This window comes from Ruegeria lacuscaerulensis (genome assembly GCF_013031245.1).
Lineage (GTDB): Bacteria > Pseudomonadota > Alphaproteobacteria > Rhodobacterales > Rhodobacteraceae > Ruegeria > Ruegeria lacuscaerulensis_C.
In genome coordinates this window covers 93,441-114,498 of record NZ_WPZL01000008.1, presented here as the reverse complement: position 1 = coordinate 114,498, position 21,058 = coordinate 93,441, and the positions used below count along the sequence as shown (strand labels likewise).

Sequence of the window (21,058 nt, the reverse complement as noted above, 5' to 3'; positions counted from 1 at the left end):
GTAGCATCGTCCAGCGCCCTCTTAGGCGGGCGCTGGTCTTTGCAACGCGTATCTTATGAACAGACACGAAGGGAGCAGGGCTTGCCCTATTTCGAATTCCTGGAAACCTATGGCGGCCGATTTCTCGAAGGGTCGCTAATCACGGTCGTGCAATTTGTCCTGGCGACCATTGTGTCGGTAGTCGTGGCTCTCTCCTTCGGTCTGATGCGCATGTCTTCCAACCTTGCCGTCAAAAGTTTTGCCACGGTCTATATCGAGATTTTCCGGGGAACTTCGCTGCTGGTTCAGCTGTTCTGGATTTTCTTCGTCCTTCCGCTGTTCGGGATCACGCTGGACAAATTCACTGCGGGCTTCATCGCGGTCGGCATGAACATGGGGGCGTATGGGGCAGAACTGGTCCGCGGCGCGATCCTCGCCGTTCCCAAAGGTCAATGGGAAGCCGCCAAGGCCATCAACATGACCCCGGCACAGAGGATGCGACGTATCATTCTGCCTCAGGCCTTTGTAATCATGCTACCGCCCTGGGGAAATCTGGTCATCGAGATCATGAAAGGTACGGCGCTAGTGGCGCTGATTTCGGTCACGGACCTTATGTTCGAAGCCCGTCAGATCAACATCTCCACCTTCCTGTCGGTGCAAACCTTCGGCACGGCCCTGATTATCTACTACGTCTTCGCGCGGTTCCTCATCACCCCGTTCATGCGGTTTTTCGAGCGTTCGATGGCCCGCAAAATCGGGAGGGCCTGATTGATGGAATGGCGTTGGGACTGGACATGGGAAATACTGCCCCGCTTTATTGATGCCACTGGGAAAACTCTGATGGCTGCGGGTGGGGGCTATGCAATTGCCGTTGTGCTGGGGTTGGTCCTTGTTTTGGCACAACGCACGCCGTACCGCATCGTTACAATGTGTGTGCGCGAGGTCGTCGAGTTCATTCGCTCGACACCGCTGCTGCTACAGGTGTTCTTCGTTTTCTATGTCGGGCCGCAGTTCGGAATTAACCTGTCGCCCTGGACTTCCGGGTTGATAGCGATCGGTGTGCATTATGCCGCCTACCTGTCCGAAGTGTATCGCGGTGGCATCGAAAGCGTACCGAAAGGCCAGTGGGAGGCGGCAAAAGCAATCAATATGCCGGTCACCCAAACGTATCGCCGCATTATCATCCCGCAGGCTCTGCCTCCGGCGATTTCCGGAATGGGCAATTACCTTGTGGGAATTTTCAAGGACACACCGATGCTGTCCGTGATCGGCGTGGCTGAATTAATGCACACTGCCAACGCAGTTGGTGCTCTGAACTATCGGTATCTTGAGCCCTACACCATGGTCGGCGTGATCTTTCTAGCGATCTCGTTGCCAACCGCGTTTCTGATCACCCAATTCGAAAAATGGGTGCGTCGTAAGATGGGAATGAAGTAAATGACCGAAGATATGAGCCAATACCCCTTGCGTCTGGAGGGGGATAACATCCCGATGGTCCGCTTTCAGAATGTGCGCAAAAGCTATGGCGCGCTGACCGTGCTCGACGATCTGAACCTGGATGTCGACGCGGGTGAGATGGTGACAATCATTGGCCCGTCAGGGTCAGGTAAGACGACTGTTCTTCGGATGTTGATGACGCTGGAAACCATCAATGGAGGTGTCATCTATGTGGATGGGGAACCGCTGACACATATGGAAAAAGGTGGCGTTCTGGTGCCCGCGAACCCGGCGCATATCCGGCGTATCCGCAGCAAGATCGGCATGTGTTTTCAGCATTTCAATTTGTTCCCGCATATGACTGCGTTGCAGAACTGCATGGAAGGTCCGGTACAGGTGCTAGGCCTGCCAAGGAAAGAGGCCGAGGAGCGGTCGATGGAGCTGCTCCAGATGGTTGGCATGGCGGACAAGCGCGATCAGCACCCGTCGCGCCTGTCTGGTGGTCAGCAGCAACGTGTCGCAATCGCGCGCGCGCTGGCCATGCGCCCCAAGGTCATGTTGTTTGACGAGGTGACGTCTGCACTGGATCCTGAGGTGATCGGTGAAGTGACGAACGTGATCCGCAAACTGGTGGATGCACATAACCTGACGATGCTAATGGTGACGCACCAGATGGGTTTTGCCAAGGACATCTCGGATCGCGTCTGCTTTTTCTTCAACGGCGCAATCGAAGAACAGGCCGCGCCGTCGGACCTGTTTGAAAACCCCCAGCGGGAGCGGACGCAGCAATTCCTGAACGCAGTACTTGAATCAAATTGAGGTAGGCTCGTGGTCAAGGTTGGAATCCGATGTGGGTGACGGATTGCAATCTTGGCTTTTCTCAACCTTGAGTGGCTGTTGAAAAGTGACACTGGCGCGGACTGAAACTCGAACTCTACATATTGGAGAGTACCGGCTCAAAGTCTGCAACAAAGCCCAAAGTGCAGAACCAGTTGCGGGATACTCGATTTACTCGTCTTTCTTCTGAAGTTTTGGAAGAAGATCGACGGGCAATGGAAAAACAATTGTCGTTGTGCCGTCGGCAGCGATGTCATTGAGGGCGTTGAAATAACGCAGCTGCATTGAATTTGGCTGGGTCGCCAGCAGCTTGCCTGCCTCCACCAATTTCGATGCCGCCTGAAACTCGCCCTGAGCATTGATGACCCGTGCCCGGCGCAGGCGTTCAGCTTCGGCTTGTTTGGCAATGGCGCGAACCATGCTTTCGTCAATATCCACATGCTTGATCTCGACATTCGCAACCTTGATGCCCCAGGCATCTGTTTGACGATCCAGTATCTCCTGAATATCGGCGTTGAGCTTGTCACGCTCGGCCAGCATCTCGTCCAGTTCGTGCTTGCCCAGCACTGAACGCAGGGTGGTCTGCGCCAACTGGCTGACGGCCGCCCGAAAATCCGCCACGTTGATGATAGCACGTTGCGCATCCACGATACGGAAATAGATCACCGCATTAACTTTGACCGACACATTATCGCGGCTGATCACGTCCTGGCTGGGCACATCTTCGACAAACATGCGCAGATCAGTGCGCACAAGCTGCTGTACCACCGGAATGATCAGGACAAACCCCGGCCCCGAGACCCGTGTGAACCGCCCGAGTGTGAACAACACGCCCCGCTCATATTCCCGAAAGATGTAGATCGCGGCTTGCAGAAACAGGAACACCAGCGCCATCACGATGAGATAGGCGATCCATTCAAACGGGAATGCTTCCATCATTGTTTTCCTCCGCCAGTCTATGATTTCTCCGTGGTTGTCGGCCCGACACGCAGCGTGAGGCCTTCGATCTCCAAAACCCGCACTTCTTGTCCCGGCTGCAGCCCAGTTGTTCCGTGGGCCTGCCATCGTTCCCCTTCGACCCAGACGAACCCGGCACCGCCGGACCAATCCATCACGCGGGCCTGCGCGCCCATCATCCGGTCTGAACCCGACACCGGCGTTCGCCGATAAGTGTGGATTGTGTAGCCCAGCAGCACCGCCAGGATCGATGCGCTGAGCAATGCCATTACCCCGATCAACCACCATGAGACGCGGTAGGCTTCGACATCCGTGTCAACTAGCATCGCAGCCCCAAGAGAAAAGGCGACAATTCCGCCAAGCCCAAGCACCCCAAAGCTTGGTGAAAAGGCTTCGGCCACCATAAACGCAATACCAAGCCCAATCAGTGCCAGCCCCGCATAGTCCAGCGGCAACTGATTAAGTGCATAAAGCCCCAACGTAAGACAAATTGCCCCGACCACTCCGGGAACAATTGCACCGGGGTTCCAGAACTCGAATATCAGGCCGTAAACGCCAAGCATCATCAGCACCAACGCCACGTTCGGGTTCGACAGAATGCTGAGGATCCGGGTAATCGCCTCCATCTCGATCCGTTCCACGGGCAGGCCGGAAAGGGTCAGCGGTTGCCGGGATTCCCCTATCACCACGCTGCGGCCGTCTGCGTCCCGCAATAATGCGTTGAGGTTTGGGGCCATCAGGTCGATGACATTCAGCTTCAGCGCCTGTTCCGCGGATAAACTCTCGGCCTGCCGCACCGCGCTTTCCGCCCAATCCGCGTTGCGGCCGTGTAACTCGGCCAGGCTGCGGATCAGGGCCGCTGCGTCATTGGTGGCCTTGGCTGACATAGCATCTTTTGGTGCCAACGGATCGTCAGCCTTGCCCTCTTCGGTTTCCTTATCCTTTTCGCCCGTCTCTTCCGGCGGTTGCCCGGGCAAACCACCGGGCATACCGCCAATCGCAACCGGAGTGGCTGCACCGAGGTTCGTTCCCGGTGCCATCGCGGCGACATGGCTGGCATACAGGATATAGGTGCCGGCGCTGGCTGCATGGGCGCCGGGTGGCGCGACATAGGTAATCACCGGAACCGGTGACAGCAGAATCTCGGAGATGATTTCCCGCATGGCGTCCGCCAACCCTCCGGGCGTATTGAGTTCCAATACGACCGCCGAGGTATTCTGGCTCCTTGAAAGTTCAAGCACGCGCGCGATGTGATGCACGGTGGCCGGGCCAATTGGCCCTTCGATCACCGTGTGCAGCACCCGGTTATCGGTTGCGTCTGCCATATCAACCTGGCCGTTCAACCGGTCAGCCGACAGGAAGGTCAGGATGATCAGGCAGAGGAGTTTTAGCCGTTGCTTTGCAATCTCCATGTTTGCTTCCCTACAACACATGGTAGCACGATCCGCTCTGTGCTCAAATTTGCGACCGGCAACCCCCTCGATTGTCGCCGCCATTCAATGCCAATAGTGTGCCGCCCGGTGCAGGTGCGATCCGGTGCCAGTGGAGATGGTTTTGGGTGGGAAATTAAACAGGCTGCAGCGAGTGGCTGGTCAGATATGCAGGGCGTGGCCCAGGGCGCGCAAACATGCCTCTTGCAGGCTTTCCGATCGGGTCGGGTGCGCGTGAACCGTGGCGCTGATATCTTCCAGACAAGCACCCATTTCGATTGCCAGGGAAAAGGCCGCCGATAACTCAGAGATGCCTTCGCCAACTGCCTGAATCCCAACCACAGCATGATCGCTTTCACGCCAGACCACCCGGAAGAGCCCGTCTTCGCGTTCGGTGGTCATGGCACGGCCATTGGCCTGAAAGGGGAACAGGGTGGTTTTGGTGCCTTCAACCTCGTCCGGTAATGCACCGCAGGTCACCACTTCGGGATCGGTAAAGCAGACCGCAGGTATCGCGCGTTTGTCCCATTCGACCGAATGACCCGCAACGAGTTCGGCCACCATCTCCCCCTGCGCCATGGCACGGTGGGCCAGCATTGGCTCGCCTGTGACATCGCCGATGGCATAGATGCCGCGCATCGAGGTTTGGCAATATCGATCAATCTTGACGAAAGGTCCATCCTGCGTCAGCGCCAGTTCTTCGATGCCGATGCCAACGGTGCGCGGGCGACGACCGACCGTTACCAGAACTTTGTCGGCCGCTACCTCGCCTTGATCTGTCTGCAAGGTGCCGTCTTCGAAACCCAGTGCCCTTGCGCCTGTCATGACAGTCACTCCCAATTCGTCCAGCCGTTCGGCCACAGGGCGGGTCAAGCCGGTATCGTAGAGTGGTAGGATGTGATCTTCGGCTTCGACCACCGTGACTTCGGTGCCTAGTTTGGCGAATACTGTGCCCAGTTCTAGCCCGATGTAACCCCCACCAACAACGGCAAGGCTATCCGGCACCTCGGTCAGGGCGAGAGCCTCGGTTGAGGACAAGATCGGTCCACCGAATGGCAAAATCGGCAGTTCGACAGGGGCAGAGCCAGATGCGATCACGATAAACTCGGCACTGATCGAATGTTCTTCATCACCCTTTCGTACCAAGACCGTTTTGCCATCGACAAATCGTGCACTGCCACTGACGAATCTGGCCCCCGCCTTCTTCATCAACCCAGATACGCCAGTGTTCAGCCGCTTGACGATGCTGTCCTTCCAGGCAACCGTTTTAGCCAGATCAATCTTTGGCTGCGGCACCGAAATGCCCAAGGGCCTTTGGGATGCATGGGTGATCTTGTAAAATTCGTCAGCTGCGTGGATCAGCGCCTTGGACGGGATACATCCTACGTTCAAGCAGGTGCCGCCGGGTTCGCCTTCGTCTACGATCACGGTGTCAATGCCCAGCTGCCCGGCCCGGATGGCGCAGACATAACCGCCGGGACCAGCTCCGATAATCAGAAGTTTGCATTCGATATCTGACATTTAGCCCTCGACAAACAGCATGGCAGGATTTTCCAGCAAGGATTTCAGCTTCTGCACAAAGACCGCAGCATCCCAACCGTCGATCACCCGGTGATCGAACGAGCAGGAGATGTTCATCATCGTCCGCGGTTGAAACTGCTGTCCGTCCCAGACCGGCCGAACCTGCATTTTGTTGATCCCGACAATGGCCAGTTCGGGATGGTTGATTATGGGCGTGGTTGCGATAGCCCCGAGCGGTCCGAGCGAGGTGATGGTGATCGTCCCCCCGCTGAGGTCCTCGCGTTTTATCGAGCCGTCACGCGCGGCCTCTGACAGGCGTGTAATTTCGGCGGCATTGTCCCACAAGCTGCCTGCCTCGGCGTGATGCACTACGGGTACATTCAGGCCATGCGGCGTTTGCGTGGCAATCCCGATATGCACACCGCCATGGCGGTGGATCACCCCGGTCTCGTCATCGAAACGTCCGTTCAACTCGGGCTGTTCGCGCACCGCCTCAACGATAGCGCGCATCAGAAAAGGTAGAAGGGTCAGCTTGGGGCGTTCGCCCTTGTACTTGGCGTTCAATGCCGCACGCAGGTCCTCAAGCGCCGCCATCTCTACCTCTTCGACAATGGTGATATGCGGGATCTGCCGGTTCGAAACCGCCATCTTCTCGGCGATCTTGCGGCGCATGCCAACCACACGTACCTCTTCCACGCCGGTATTCCGGCCCCGCGTCACGGCGCCTTGCCGGATATCGCCCGAGGCAATCCAGGCGTCGAGATCGGCGTGGCTGATCCGCCCTGCCGGACCGGAACCCGGCACTTGCCGCAAGTCGACGCCCTCTTCCCGAGCGCGTGCGCGCACGGATGGCGACGCCAGAGGTTTGGTGCCATTTGTGCGTTGCACCTGGGCAGGGGGCGGTTGCGTGGATGATACATCCACCGTTTCGGGGGCACTTTCCGTGACCTCGACCGGCTCCGCGGCTTTTTGCGCTTCGGGACGTTCTTTTTCGTTGCCTTCGCCTTCGACCTCGATCCGAATAAGGACTGCACCGATTGGGATCATATCTCCAACGTCCCCGCCCAATTCCAGCACCTTGCCAGAGGCCGAGGACGGAACCTCGACCGTGGCCTTATCGGTCATGACATCGGCAAGCACATCGTCTTCCCGGACAATGTCGCCCGGTTTGACATGCCACTCCGTTAATTCGGCCTGCGCGATACCCTCGCCAACATCAGGCAGTCGGATTGCAAATACGCCCATGGATCAATCCTCCATGACTTTTTTCAGCGCTTCGGCGACGCGCGTGGGTCCCGGGAAATACTCCCATTCCTGCGCGTGCGGGTAAGGAGTATCCCAACCCGTTACGCGGATCATGGGAGCTTCGAGGTGGTAAAAACAGCTCTCCTGCACCAGCGACATCAACTCGGCCCCGAAACCCGAGGTGCGCGTCGCCTCGTGCACGATCACGCAGCGGCCGGTTTTCCTGACCGACCCGGTGATGGCATCCAGATCCAGCGGGATCAGCGTGCGTAGGTCTATTACTTCGGCGTCAACGCCGGACTCCTCAGCGGCTGCCTGCGCAACATAGACCATGGTGCCATAGGCCAGAACCGTGACATCCGAACCTTCGCGACGGATTGCGGCCTTGCCAAGCGACACGACCTCATCGCCGTCGGGCACATCCCCCAACGGGTGGTCCTTCCAGCTGACCAGCGGCTTATCATGGTGCCCGTCGAAGGGCCCGTTATAGAGCCGCTTGGGTTCGAGAAATATCACTGGGTCAGGGTCGGCGATGGCCGCAAGCAGCAGGCCTTTTGCATCGCGCGGATTGGATGGCATCGCCACTTTCAGCCCGGATACATGGGTAAACAGCCCCTCAGGGCTTTGACTATGCGTCTGGCCGCCGAAAATACCGCCGCCTGTTGGCATGCGGATCACGATGGGGCAGGTGAAATCGCCGTTCGACCGGTGACGCAGCCGCGCCGCCTCGGAAACGATCTGGTCAAATGCCGGATACACGTAGTCGGCGAACTGAATCTCGATCACAGGTTTCAGCCCGTAGGCCGCCATGCCAATGGCAGAGCCGACGATCCCGGCCTCGTTGATCGGCGCGTCAAAGCAGCGGGAGGACCCATATTTGGCCTGCAGACCGGCCGTGCAGCGGAACACACCGCCAAAATAGCCGACATCCTCGCCAAAAACGACGACACGCTCATCGGCTTCCATGGCCACGTCATGAGCTTCTCGCACAGCTTCGATCATGGTCATCCGCGCCATAATCAGAACCCCGCTTCCTGACGCTGCCGGATCAGATGGGGCGGCATGGTTTCGTAGACGCCTTCAAACATGTCCCGCGGCGAGGGTTGTTTGCCGGAGGCGAGCGTTCCGACAGCCTCGGCCGTTTTCTGAGCCGTTATGACCTCGTCCATTACTTCGGCCTCGGCCTGCGCGTGGCGCTCATCGCTCCATGCGCCGATTGTGATTAGGTGTTGTTTCAGCCGCTCGATTGGGTCCCCTAGAGGCCAAGCTGCGGCCTCGCGCCTTGACCGATAGGCCGACGGATCATCGGAAGTCGAGTGCCCGCCAGCGCGGTAGGTCACGTGTTCGATCAAGGTTGGCCCGTGGCCACGACGCGCTCGTTCACAGGCCCATTTGGCGACTGCGTGCACGGCCAAGTAGTCGTTTCCGTCGACCCGAACCGACGCGATGCCGAAACCGTGGCCGCGCGCAGCAAAGGTGCCGACCCCACCGCGTGCAATGCCCTGAAATGTCGAAATCGCCCATTGGTTGTTGACGATATTCAGCACGACCGGAGCCTTGTAGGTCGACGCAAAGACCATTGCTGCATGGAAATCACTCTCGGCGGTCGAACCGTCCCCGATCCAACCCGCTGCAATTCTTGTGTCCCCAGAAATCGCCGACGCCATGGCCCAGCCAACGGATTGCACGAATTGCGTGCCGAGGTTGCCCGAGATCGAAAAGAACCCGTGTTCCTTCGAAGAGTACATGATCGGCAATTGCCGCCCATGCAGCGGGTCTTCGGCATTGGAGAATATCTGGTTCATCATGGTGACCATCGGATAGTCTCGCGCGATCAGCAGCCCCGCTTGTCGGTAGGTCGGAAAGTTCATGTCTCCGGGCTGCATCGCGCGACTGAACGCGCAGGAGACTGCCTCTTCGCCCAGATGCTGCATGTAGAAGCTGGTTTTACCCTGACGCTGCGCGGTGAGCATACGTGCATCAAATGCCCGCAGGATAAGCATATGGCGCAGTCCTTCGTGAAGCTCATCGACGCTCAGCGCCCCGGCCCATTCACCGACCGCTTCGCCTTCCTTGTTCAAAACCCGCACAATGGAAAATGCCATATCGCGGATTTCATCCGGATCAACGTCTATGGGTGGGCGTCCGACCGCTCCGGCGCGGGGAATTTCGAAATCCGAGAAATCGGGCGTATCACCCGGACGGCATCCCGGCTCGGGTACGTTCAGAGAAAGCGGGCGAACATCGTTACTCATATTGCACCTTTCTGGCTGGCCGCGGCATTGGCGGAGCGCTGGGTCGCAATTGCGTCGGCCGTGCCGGAAAACGCCCTGCCGCTGGTCGAATTGATGTCCAGTTACTTATGGTTACGCCCAGCCAAGGGGTTCGCGCAATAGTTTAAAGTACAATAAAATTTCGTCGATAGGGTCAGATCATGCCCCATGAGTCGTCTTGAACCGGACGCACACCCAAACCGCGTGGACTATGATCTCAGGTGGAAAAGACGTGACCCTTGTACCTGATGGAGGGTGTTTGCGTCGGAACCACCTGCGCTCAACTCTTGCATCCGGCAACCGCAAGTGAGGAACGCGACAACGGCCGGCAAGGCCAGAAACAGCGGTCATGAGTGCCGACATACCAGACCAGATCGGCAACTCCCGCAGGATACGATGTTCTCATTCCCGATCAGATGACCTCTGGTCTGGATGGTCTGACGTTCCTACCGCGGCCAACGTCGGTGCGCCGTTTCGTTGATTGCGCGCTCCATCGGTTCTGGCTCCTTCCAGCACAACCGAAATCTGCTGAATCAGGTTATTTGTGTTAACCGGATTGTTCATGGACGTTTTCCCGGTGCCTTTCACAAATACGACCGAAACCCGTTCATCGCGGGCAGCGCGCCAACAGCGAATCCGATTGGCAACCCGCGATCATCAGCGTCAAACAACTTTCAAGCGCTTGTTATGGGCCGATTGGAAGGTCAAATGGGCCGATTTCGCACCTGTCCGATGATGCACACATTGTGATTTTTCTTTGTATTGAATGGAGAGTGTTGCACATTGGTGAACAAAGACTCTCGAATATCCCTTATTTTTACCGTTTCGACGCCAATGGATTGGATAGACCCATGACCGAGAAGAACGTTTTTACAAATGCCGCATCCACATATTTGATCAGCCGCAGTACCCAGAACGACGATTACGGAATCTGGCGGATGCACCCGGATCTTCCCGAGTTGTTCGAGCAGGTCATGATTGCGCCAGGTTCAAAATTTCCCGCTGGCAAGAAGCTCTGCCCGATTGGCGGCTACATGATTTCCTACGATCTGGCCCCCTTGCAGAAAGCGAGCAATCCGGCCGCGAGCTATGAGATTTTTGTTTTTGACCCCACGCAACCCGATCCGCTGAATGTTAAGGCCTTGCAGACGGGCAGTTGGCCCAAGTCCAAATTTTGGCAGTTCTACGATCACTATACTTGGGATGCGACGGAAACCGATATCGTGCAGCTTGTGCCGATGACAGGATATGTCATGGCCTATATGCCAACCGCAGCCCGCGGAACATATATGCTGTGGAATTTCGATCCGGCTCCGGGCCCCGAGAAACAACCGCCTGACCCGTTGCCCAACGCCATGGGACCACAAGATGCCTTTGCGTTAATCGGTGGCGGAAGCGAGTTGCTGCCGATGGGCAATTACGTCCTGGAATGGATTTCGGCGCAATCGAAATATCGCGTTTGGAACTTCGATCCGCAAAACATGCATCCGTTGGCCCTGCCAGCGATGTCGGAAGGCGAGCGGTCCGATATGGATTACGCGCATCGGTTGATTGCCTTGGGCGAGTTTATTCTGGATGTGGTCCCGTCTGATGGCAGCTACAGGCTCTGGGGATTTGATCCGTTCCTGGCTGACCCTTTCGTCGGCCCGTTAAAGCAGGGGACATTGCCTCAAGGGTTCGAAGCCACGGGCGATCTGACACCGGTGCAGACGTCTATTCCGGTCGATGCCGAACGGGCGAAATCCCCGGGGACCATGGATTTCATGCGGGCCAACATTGAACATGTTGTTGTCTACATGCTGGAAAGCCGGACAATGGACAGCGTTCTGGGATGGCTTTATGAGGCGGACGCCCCGCATCTGAACTATGTTCACGCGGACCCACCCTTCAAAGCGAACTCGAAATCGAACACCAACGAGGCTGATGGTAAAAACTATCCCGCCCATAAATTCCATGACGGCACGTTAAGCACTGAATTCGTGCTGGCAGCTCCGTCAATCGACCCCTTCCACTCGACGGCGGATTGCATTCAGCAGCAATTCAGCGGCGGTTACCCCGCGTATCAGAGCGGGGCAGCTGCCGATATGGCGGGGTTCGTCTCAAACAATCTCAGCGGTGAGGCGATGGTTTCGTTCAGCCCGACCCAATTGCCGGTTCTGAATGGCTTGGCCGAGAGTTTTGCGGTCAGCGATTACTGGTTTTCGCCGATGCCCGGAGGAACCATCGCCAATCGGGGTTTCGCCCTGTCGGGATCAAACTATAACATCACAGTCAATTGCGAGGGCGAACCGCAATACACGCAGTATGCCGAGCAACCATTGCGTCAGCCGATCTGGAAGGTTCTTCAGAATAACGGCCACCTTGACTGGAAGATCTACTATTCCGTCGAATGGATGGACCACGTCTTTACCTACTACTTGTATTTACGCAATCAGTTGCCGAGCGTGGACAAGGCCAAATTTGAATACGTGCAACCCCTGAGCACGTTCATGGCCGACGCGGCGGCGGGAATGCTGCCAAAGTTCTCTTTTGTCGAACCGGCCTGGATCGCGCCGAACGGGGCTACGTCTTATCACCCCGGAGCAACCGGCGACATGGTGCCTGCCGAGCGGACGCTGAATGACATTTACCAGGCGCTGGTCAACAGCCCGCAATGGGACAAGACTGCGCTGGTGATCACCTTCAGCAAAGGTGGCGGCCTTTATGATCACGTCCCTCCACCGGCGGCGCAACCCGCTTGGCCACGGGATGAAAACGACGGATTCAAATACGATGTAATGGGCCCCCGGGTCCCGACGATCATCGTGTCACCATTGGTCAAATCCAATACCGTCTTCCGCAGCGGTCAACCGCAGCCCTATGAAGGAACCTCGCTGCTGTCGACGGTCCTGGAATGGTACGGTATCCCGCGCGCCCGTTGGGGACTGGGCGACCGGGTTCAGGTGGCACCTACCTTTGAATCTGTATTTGAATTGAGCGAGCCGCGCACGGACAAGCCAAGCTTCACACCGCCATATGACAAGAGTTTTCCCCCAGATAGTGCGGGAAGCTGAGGACATGGCGGCATTTACTTATCCACTGGGAACAGCCGACCTGTTGGACGAGTTGTTCCCACCGGCGGAACTGGCCAATCCCGACGTCGGATTGACTAACCGGGAAAGTGTCATCGCGCACTACACCAGAAACTCGTTGGAGGCGGACGGGTTTACCTCTGCCGCGGTGACTGTTCGCAAATCGGATGAGCGATATTGGGTCGAGTTGTCGGCGGATCAATCGGAGGCGGCCCTTTCACTCTTTGCCCGACATCACCAGAGGCTCCTTGCGCCGCAGGCCGCAGGCAAGGCCGTGATTGGCAGGGAACTGCTAAAGGAGTTCGGGGTCTGGAACCCGATGGAGGGGTATCCGGTCAACAGCGACAAGGATGATGGGCTGTGTAAATGGCACCTGTTTCCACCTCTGGGTTTGAATGTCATGGCGCAAAAAGGGCTGCTGTTGATGCATTACCCACCCTGGCAGGTCCTGCAGCAAGGTACGTTTCTGAAATGTATGACAATGCACCGGTGGGACACGGTTCTGCGTGCCAGCGGTATTCCGGACGATGAGGTCAGTTTTTTTCGCACCATCGTGGACGTGAATCCGATCGCGGCCCCCGGCGCGGGGCAGAGCGAATATCCCAATGACTACTTCCCGATCATGATGGCATCAGGGTTTTTCGATGGTCCGCCCGAGCGCAACTATATTCGCACGATGTTAAACCTGTACCTCAATGGGCCTAACGCAACGGGCCAGAGGCATACGCTGCCTTTGCTGGTGTGTGGCTCACCGCTTTATGACCCGCAGGCCCCGGGGTGGTTCCGGGTGGCGTATAAGGATGTGATGAAAAAGGATGCCAACGGAACGCCTGAAACCCCGGTCCTGCAAGTCGGCAAAGTGCGGATTTCACCGGATGATCCGCGTGAGACGCCCTATATGATCTCGAACCATATGATCGCTGCGGGGGTAACTGGGAAATGCTCGGATCACCCGAAGAAAATCCCCGATATCCGGATGTACGAAGCGCAGGATCTGGTCGCGGCATCATTTCTTTACGAGTATGCGAAAGATCCCGATATCGAACCCGAAAAAGCCAGATCGCGGGCCTGCTTGCGCTGGTTTGGAAACTCCAAGGCTGAAGGCCCGCCCGCGCCCCCGGATGCGCGGGACGCCCAGGTCATCTGCGCGCTGGCACAAATGGACCTGTTCTATTGCGCCGGCCCTCCGCCACATCCGAAATTTTCATTCGAGGAAGCGATGAAGCGTTGTGCCGGTGCGGACAACGCACCATGTGGGTGTCAGATTGCGCCGCCGCCGGGCCCAAAAAACTCAATGAAACAAGCCCAAACCTGAAGGCAGGCAACGTTGTCGCGCTGCCCGATGCGTCGGCGCCAAGACCTTAGCGGCGCGTGGTGTGATCGCCGGAAGGAGTATCAATCAGGTCCACGATTTCATAGGTTCTGACCGGGTCACCGATCCCGCGTAGCTCAATCGTGTCGCACTCGACGCAGGAGATTTGGGAATTTATCTGCTCGTATGTCTCTTGCGAGATCAGAATGCCCCCGGTTCGCGCAGCGTTTTCAAGACGTGATGCAAGATTAACGGCCCGTCCGATGATTGTGTAATCCATTCGGGTCTCGCTGCCGAAATTGCCGACAGTGCAGAAACCGGTGTGGATACCCATCCGGCACTCCAGAGGTTTCTCGATCCCGTTGTCCATCCACTGCTTGCGAAGGGTCGTCAGCCTATCCCGCATCGCCAGGGCCATCTTTGCACAGGCGAGCGCGTCGTTCTGTGTGCCATGGGATTCGGGATCGCCAAAGAAAATGACGATAGCGTCGCCGACAAACTTGTCGATGGTCGCCCCAAAGGACAGGGCAACATCGGACATTTCGGACAGGTAATGATTGAGAAGTGTCTTCAGGTCTTCGGATCGCATCTGTTCGGCAAGTTCCGTGAACCCAACGAGATCAGAGAAAAAGACCGTCAACAACTTGCGCTCTGATGTCAGCCGGACCTCTTTTTCCTTGTCGAAGATCGATCGGTACACCTGCGGGGAAAGATATTTCGACAGCTGGTTCGCCACTGCTTCCAGCGCATTGGATTTCCTGCTGAGCTCCGCTGTGCGCTCTTCGACCTTTTGTTCCAGTTCGACGTATAGTTTCGCGTTTTCGATCGAAATCGAAGCCTGTGCCGCAAGAAGTTCAGCGATTGACAGCCGCGCCTCGGGAAAAGCGCCAGCTGCCAGATTGTTTTCAAGGTACACCATGCCCGTGAATTGGTCGGAACGTATGATTGGGACGCACATGATCGACTTGGTTTCATTCCCGGCAATGTACGGGTCAACATCGAAGCGAGGGGCCATCGTGGCGTTGTCCAGAACCAGAGGCTTGCGCGTGCGCGCGACATAATTGATTACCGACAACGGTACTTTGTCCTGATCCGCTCCGGTTTTGCTGGCCATGGTCTTAGTGCCGTCGGTTTTGACCTGACATTCGACTTCGACCTGCCAGCCGTTCCCATTGCCGCTAAGGAACAGGCCACGTTGCGCACCAGTACTTTCCAGCAGGATGCGCATGGTCCGGGACAGCAGTTTATTCAGTACAATCTCACCCGAGATCGCCCGCGCCGCATCCATGACCGCCCCGAGATCGAGTGATCCCTGAGAGATGTCATGCGTGGCATTTCCGGACGCATTGGTACCCTCACGCGGTGAATGTGCCTGCGTTATTTGTTGAATGGAGGCGTTTTCCGCGTCAAGAATAGCCACTTTGCGGGTCGCGCCCCAGCGGTGGTAGAGATGTCGTGCAGCATTCAGATGAGCTTCTGCTGCAATGGTTTGACCAATATCCTGAAAGGCCATTGCGAAAAGCTCGTGAATCATAGCCGTGTCACGGGTGAACCCGTTTTCGGCAGCGCAGGTAATCGCTTCTTCGTACCCATGGAAGGCCGCCAGTACTTCACTGTTAAGCCGCGCCAGTTCTGCAGTCATTGCCAGGTCGAGATGGCGAAAATTCTCGGGGCAATGGCGCGCCCAGATTGCCATTTGTGCGGCATGATCCTTCATCTTTTGCCAGAACCGGGGCTGATCGGCCTTAGGGGTTTCGCGAAAAATTCCTGCATAGGTCAGAAACGCGACAAAGCGGAAACGAGCAGATTGCGGCAACGACATCACGCTGTCCATCGACCGTTCCTGAGCGACGACATGAGGTAATGCGCCCTGGAAATCACGATACATGCAGTGAATTTCGGTTTTGTAGATATGGTAATTTGCGACACCGGTCATGAACTTGCGGGCCTGCATCCCGTTCAAGCAGACCTCTTCATCGAAATCCTCGTTGGTCAGCGCGTATCTGTCCCGAGTATTTCCCGCGAAATTCTGCAGCATCTGCAGAAACAATGTTCCCGAGTCGTAGCTGTCCGCATATTTGCAGTCCTTGACGACCGCCAGGTACTTGATTTGCCCGGCGATGGCCGTTTCGAGGTCAAGACGCGGGTCCCAGATGATACAATCCTGCGCGTTATAGGCCAGGTACAGCAGATCTCCTGATTGATAACCAAATTCGATGCCGCGCTTGAACCAGCCGGTCATTGTCGTCCAGTGATGGCTCCAGTGATGGATGAACATTGTATAGACGTAAATGATGCGTGATTTCAGCGCGATATCGTCATACGCGTCGTTCATCGCCAGAGCCAGCTTGCCGTATTCATAGCCCTCACCGGGCCTGTTCATGCTGCCGCACAGCAACATGCCATAGGTTGCATAAGCAAACGCAGTTTCGGTAGAGTTGCCGAACCTGAGCGACAGGTTGACCGATTTCAGCACAAGAAAGTGAAACAGATTACCTGCCCCCGACAGAAAAGCGGCAGGAAAAATCTCCATCAGAAGACCAACGGCCGCCGACATGTTCTCGTCTGTCATGCGGCCAGCATGGATCAGATCGGCGACGTTGCGACCAGCCAGATTCTTCGAGATTTCGGCTATCTCTGTGTCAACCTCGGCCCAGGACACATCGGCGGATATTTCGATCCCAAGCAATTGCAGGCCTTGAAGGGCTGCGTCGATCGAATCTTTCATACGACCGAGTGTTGAGTAGTGGCGGGTCCGCATTGAAAGGGTTTGCGCCTTCTCCAGGGGCGTGTGCAGGTTTTTCAGGGCCAATGAAAGCTCGGCATCCGCCTCATCGTGCAACCCGTTCAGATACGCAGTTTGCGCGTAGAGTGAGGATAGCTCCTTCGTCAGCTCATAGGCCTGCTTCCAGGCATTTGCAGGTAGCAGCGATCGGGAAACCCGCAGGTAATTCAGGGCGGCCTGATATGAGGATGCATCAAGCGCAATCCTGGCAGAGGCCAGATTCAAGCGCGCCAACTCGCATTTGTCCGGCTTCAGCGTGATCAGATCCCGTGCTTCGTTGAGGTGCCGGACGATCTTGATCAGGTGTTCCCCTGAGGGCTCGTCAGTTTCCTCTTTCTGCAAAAGCCTGCCAATGGACAAGTGCACCTGCTGCTTGTCGGCATCGTCAATAAGTTCATATGCCGCCTGATGCACCCTGTCGTGCTGAAACCGGAAGCGCGGGTTCATCGAGGCGTCGGCCTGCGCCTCGGTATGGGCTGCCGCTTTGTCAAACAACTGATAGCTGTCGTCCAGCGGCAAGATGATGTTGCGTGACAGGGCGCTCATCAACGCAAGGCCAAGCTGCTCTTTTGACCGTTGATGGACCACCGAAAGCTTGGCCATGTCGAACTCATGCCCGATGCAGGCCGCCATGCGCAGCGTGTCTTTGGTGTCATCCTGCAACTTGTTCAGATTTCCAATAAGGAAATCGACGATGTTATCGCCTACATTGGCGTGGCCAATCGCCGTCAGCTCCCATGTCCAGCAACCGTGCGCCCTGTCGAATTGGATCAGCCCGTCCTCGAAGAGCGACTGCAGAAGCTCCTTTACGAAAAGCGGATTGCCCTGCGTTGTCCTGAAAAGGATCGTGCTGAGGTCTTGTGTTGCCGTCTCGCTGGTACGAAAGGTCCGTGCGATGATCTGGTTCACCACTGAGCGAGGAAGCGGAGGCAAGGTAATGTCGTGTATTTCACGGCTCTTGGCGATTTCATTTCGCACAAGGCTGAGCAAGTGATTGCCGTCGACCTCACCGTCCCGGTATGCGCCGATTACCAAGAAATGGCCGATATCCCGCGCGGTGGTCAGTTTCTGCAGCAGGTTCAGCGTCGGAGCATCGCTCCACTGCAGGTCATCAAGATAGACAACGAGGGGGTGATCTGCGGTTGCCAGCAACCGGACGAAGTTCAGAAAGGTGAGCTGCAATCGGTTTTGTGCTTCGGCAGGGGGCAAGGCAGGCACCGGTGGTTGCGGGCCGATGATCTGTTCAAGCTCAGGCAATATGTCGAGCAGGGCCTGTGTGGTTCTTCCAAGCGCATCGAGGATATCTTCTTTCCACTTGGAAAGCTGCTCTGGCGACTCGGCGAGCAATTCCTGCACCAGTCCTGAAAAAGCCGCCGCGATTCCGCTATAGGGTTTTGCGCGTTCGAACTGGTCAAACTTGCCGCGCAGAAAAAAGCCTCGTGCGCGCAGGATCGGTTTGCTCAGTTCATCCACAAGCGCCGATTTGCCAACCCCTGAACTACCCGAAATCAAACAGAACTCGGTCTCTCCGCGTTTCACATTCTCGAACAGCCCGTTGAGACGGGCCAGTTCGGTATCGCGGCCATACAGGACCTGCGGTACCCGAAACACCTCGGAAATATCCCGCTGCGCCAGTTCAAAGGGTATGATGTGCCCGGTTTCGACCAGTTGGCGATGACATTCCTGCAGGTCATTCAAAAGCCCAAACGAGCTTTGGTAGCGGTCTTCAGGGTTTTTGGCGAGCAGGCGGAGTATGATCGCTATGACCGATGAAGGAACATGCGCGCTGGCGTCATCAGGTATGCGAGGCAGTTTGGCGATATGGGCGTGGATCCATTCAAGATGTGTCTTGGCCGAAAAGGGCAGGCGGCCAAACAACAACTCGAAAAACACGACGCCCAGCGAGTAGAAATCGGACCGATAGTCGACATCACGCGAGATGCGCGCTGTCTGTTCGGGTGAGATGTAAGGCAATTGGTCTTCGACAAGATTGGATGCCACATTGCCTTGATGTTCACGCGACAGGGAGGTCGCGATTTCGAAGTTCATCAGTTTGACCGTCCAGTTGGTGTCATCCAGCAGGATGTTTTGCGGCGCGATATTCTTATGCACCATGTTCCTGTCATGGACAGCGTCGAGAGCGGTCGTGAGTTGAATGATGATATCGACAATCTGGTCTATGGGCCAAGTCGATGCGCGTCTTGCGCGCAGATAGTACGCCAGTGTCCAACCTGTGGCAGGGCTGATGACGGCCGGTGTTCCGTTGCTGTGAAAGTGGATGCCGGACACAGGCAGAACACCCTGTATCTCACTTAGCTCGGTCAGCAACCAATACTCGCGCTCCAACCGTTTTGCGTTTTGGACGTCCGAAAATTTGGCGGACAGGGTTTTGATGAGTGCCGTCCGCCCGTTATCGCGGTGGCGCGCTTGAAAAAGCGAGCTCGAATAAAAGGATTCTATCTGTTGCTCAATGCGGTATCCGGCGATTTCAATGTGCAAGATAGATCCTTTCTCTTGGAAAGACCTGACTGAGACACTCAAATAATCTGTCAAAAGGGGCTGTTTTACCGCAATATCGTGGATGCCCCATTCCGGAGAGCATAGCGTTGATTAACTATTTTGGATACGGCTCAAATATGGACTTCACCTCTTTGAAGGCGAAGGGGGTCGTTCCGTCTGCGTCTCGCGCGGCCGCGCTTTTGGGGTGGCGGCTTGTTTTTAATGTCGAGCACTTCTTTCGCCACGAGGGCGGTGTGGGCAATATCGAACCGACCGGAAATCCTGATGACAGGGTTCTGGGTGTCTTGCATTGCTGCGATGAGGCAGACCTCGCGGCTTTGGACCAGCTTGAAGCATATGGTGTCGGATATGACAGGGTGGTCATTAATGTCGAAACACCACTGGGAACCGAACAGGCTCTGGCATATGTGGGGCTGCCAAAATTCGTCAATAACGCATGCCTGCCGACCAGACGCTATTTGAATATACTTCTCCGCGGAGCCATTAGCGCCGGTTTGGATCAAAACTATATCGCTGAACTGAGGGCTCATCCCGTGCTGACGCCGACGACACTGCCGCCCTTTTGTCCGGCACCGACCGGGCGCCATTTTGATCACACCGGGATTGAGCCTCATCTGACAGTACTGGCGGGTTCTGTCTTTGACATGACCAACGCGCGTGAAGCGCACTCGATCGGAAAGGATTGGTTTGGCGGCAAGGAGGTCTCGGTGTTTCATCTCAGACGAATGGATACCAGTGACGGGACAGAGCAGCTGGAAGATGTCGTAGCTGACCGGTTGCGGGATGATCAGCGGGAATGTCTTAATACTTATTTGCATGCGTTTGACGAAGAGTACGAATATGTCGGTACATTCGACTACACTTCCCTGCCTGCAGAAATGCGTCTAGGCTGACCCCATTTTAGGGGGCAATATTATGGAACACTCGAATACACCGCATCTGGCGGCGACGCCGCATGGCATGATTTCCGAGCCGCTGCAAAACATATTCTTCGTGACTGGCACGCGGGAATGGCATTTCAACGATCTTGACTGGCAATTCAGCCGGAACATGACCGTGGTCCGCGACGGCGATCAGCTTACGCTGTTTAACGCCGTGAGGCTTTCCGATGACGGACTGAAGGATCTCGAAAAGCTGGGCCAAATCGCCAACGTCGTGCAGGTCGGCGGGTTGCATGGTTCTGATGACGCGTTTTACCGAGATGTATATGGTGCCAGCTATTGGGCGCAGCCCGGTGCCGGGCAAGATGGCGTACCTGTTGATCGTGAATTGACCGAAGGCGGCGAGCTGCCGGTTTCCGGGGCCGAATTGTTCACATTCAAAACAACCAGCGTTCCGGAATGCATCTTTCGACTGGAGCGCGATGGTGGCGTTCTGATCGCCTGCGATGCCTTGCAGAATTACCTGAAACCGGACGAATTTTTCAGCGAACAGTCCGCGCAGGTTATGACCGATATGGGGTTTTTCACACCGGCGAATGTGGGGCCAGTCTGGATGCAGGCCGCACAACCCGAGGCCGAAGATTTCAGACGTTTGTCGGAACTGTCGTTCCAGCACGTATTCTGTGGGCATGGCGCGCCGGTGCTTGAAGGCGCGTCAGAGGCCTATGGCGCTACGTTCAAACGCTTGTTCGATATCTGACGGACCAAACTGAGGCGCCTTCTTCCACTGGATGCCTGACTGCCAATTAT

At 56.4% G+C, this 21,058-nt stretch carries 14 protein-coding genes; 7 read left to right on the top strand and 7 right to left on the bottom strand.

Annotation, left to right across the window (positions count from 1 at the left end; translation table 11 throughout):
- The first annotated feature begins 81 nt into the window (after positions 1-81).
- Genes ehuC through ehuA form a run of 3 tightly spaced genes read left to right on the top strand, consistent with a single transcriptional unit; the run spans position 82 to position 2,235 of the window.
- Positions 82-747 carry an ectoine/hydroxyectoine ABC transporter permease subunit EhuC gene (ehuC, locus tag GOX66_RS12430; RefSeq protein ID WP_170763058.1) on the top strand — a complete coding sequence of 222 codons (666 nt, stop codon included), beginning with the start codon at positions 82-84 and terminating at the stop codon, positions 745-747.
- 3 nt (positions 748-750) lie between these two features.
- Positions 751-1,416 carry an ectoine/hydroxyectoine ABC transporter permease subunit EhuD gene (gene ehuD, locus GOX66_RS12425; RefSeq protein ID WP_237212579.1) on the top strand — a complete coding sequence of 222 codons (666 nt, stop codon included), beginning with the start codon at positions 751-753 and terminating at the stop codon, positions 1,414-1,416.
- Positions 1,417-2,235 (top strand): ectoine/hydroxyectoine ABC transporter ATP-binding protein EhuA, encoded by an 819-nt coding sequence (gene ehuA / locus GOX66_RS12420; protein WP_272871510.1) that lies wholly within the window; start codon positions 1,417-1,419, stop codon positions 2,233-2,235.
- A 189-nt stretch (positions 2,236-2,424) separates the two neighbouring features.
- On the opposite strand, the gene GOX66_RS12415 is transcribed toward ehuA, so the two are convergent.
- The 6 genes from GOX66_RS12415 to GOX66_RS12390 all read right to left on the bottom strand — a co-directional run bounded on the left by GOX66_RS12415 (position 2,425) and on the right by GOX66_RS12390 (position 9,661).
- The gene (locus GOX66_RS12415; protein ID WP_214652630.1) at positions 2,425-3,192 is read right to left on the bottom strand and encodes a slipin family protein; all 768 of its coding nucleotides are present in this window, start codon (positions 3,190-3,192) and stop codon (positions 2,425-2,427) included.
- A 17-nt stretch (positions 3,193-3,209) separates the two neighbouring features.
- The gene (locus GOX66_RS12410) at positions 3,210-4,622 is read right to left on the bottom strand and encodes an NfeD family protein (protein WP_214652627.1); all 1,413 of its coding nucleotides are present in this window, start codon (positions 4,620-4,622) and stop codon (positions 3,210-3,212) included.
- A gap of 180 nt (positions 4,623-4,802) precedes the next feature.
- Positions 4,803-6,161 (bottom strand): dihydrolipoyl dehydrogenase, encoded by a 1,359-nt coding sequence (lpdA, locus tag GOX66_RS12405; RefSeq protein ID WP_170763056.1) that lies wholly within the window; start codon positions 6,159-6,161, stop codon positions 4,803-4,805.
- Positions 6,162-7,406 (bottom strand): dihydrolipoamide acetyltransferase family protein, encoded by a 1,245-nt coding sequence (locus GOX66_RS12400; protein WP_170763055.1) that lies wholly within the window; start codon positions 7,404-7,406, stop codon positions 6,162-6,164.
- A 3-nt stretch (positions 7,407-7,409) separates the two neighbouring features.
- Positions 7,410-8,423 carry an alpha-ketoacid dehydrogenase subunit beta gene (locus tag GOX66_RS12395; RefSeq protein ID WP_170763054.1) on the bottom strand — a complete coding sequence of 338 codons (1,014 nt, stop codon included), beginning with the start codon at positions 8,421-8,423 and terminating at the stop codon, positions 7,410-7,412.
- Between the two features lie 2 nt (positions 8,424-8,425).
- Positions 8,426-9,661 (bottom strand): 3-methyl-2-oxobutanoate dehydrogenase (2-methylpropanoyl-transferring) subunit alpha, encoded by a 1,236-nt coding sequence (locus tag GOX66_RS12390; RefSeq protein ID WP_170763053.1) that lies wholly within the window; start codon positions 9,659-9,661, stop codon positions 8,426-8,428.
- An 869-nt stretch (positions 9,662-10,530) separates the two neighbouring features.
- Here GOX66_RS12390 and GOX66_RS12385 point away from each other — a divergent pair.
- Positions 10,531-12,732 (top strand): alkaline phosphatase family protein, encoded by a 2,202-nt coding sequence (locus GOX66_RS12385; protein ID WP_170763052.1) that lies wholly within the window; start codon positions 10,531-10,533, stop codon positions 12,730-12,732.
- A 4-nt stretch (positions 12,733-12,736) separates the two neighbouring features.
- A complete protein-coding gene (locus GOX66_RS12380; protein ID WP_170763051.1) occupies positions 12,737-14,065 on the top strand; it encodes a hypothetical protein in 1,329 nt (442 codons plus the stop codon).
- A 46-nt stretch (positions 14,066-14,111) separates the two neighbouring features.
- On the opposite strand, the gene GOX66_RS12375 is transcribed toward GOX66_RS12380, so the two are convergent.
- Positions 14,112-19,346: an AAA family ATPase gene (locus GOX66_RS12375; RefSeq protein ID WP_170763050.1), complete on the bottom strand. Its 5,235-nt coding sequence runs from the start codon at positions 19,344-19,346 to the stop codon at positions 14,112-14,114.
- A 107-nt stretch (positions 19,347-19,453) separates the two neighbouring features.
- On the opposite strand from GOX66_RS12375, the gene GOX66_RS12370 reads away from it, so the two are divergent.
- Together GOX66_RS12370 and GOX66_RS12365 are read left to right on the top strand one after the other, a co-directional pair.
- On the top strand, positions 19,454-20,260 hold the full coding sequence (locus GOX66_RS12370) for a gamma-glutamylcyclotransferase family protein (RefSeq protein WP_170763049.1): 807 nt from the start codon (positions 19,454-19,456) through the stop codon (positions 20,258-20,260).
- A gap of 22 nt (positions 20,261-20,282) precedes the next feature.
- Entirely contained in the window at positions 20,283-21,008 is a 726-nt protein-coding gene (locus tag GOX66_RS12365) for an MBL fold metallo-hydrolase (protein WP_170763048.1), read from the top strand.
- Positions 21,009-21,058: the final 50 nt, after the last annotated feature.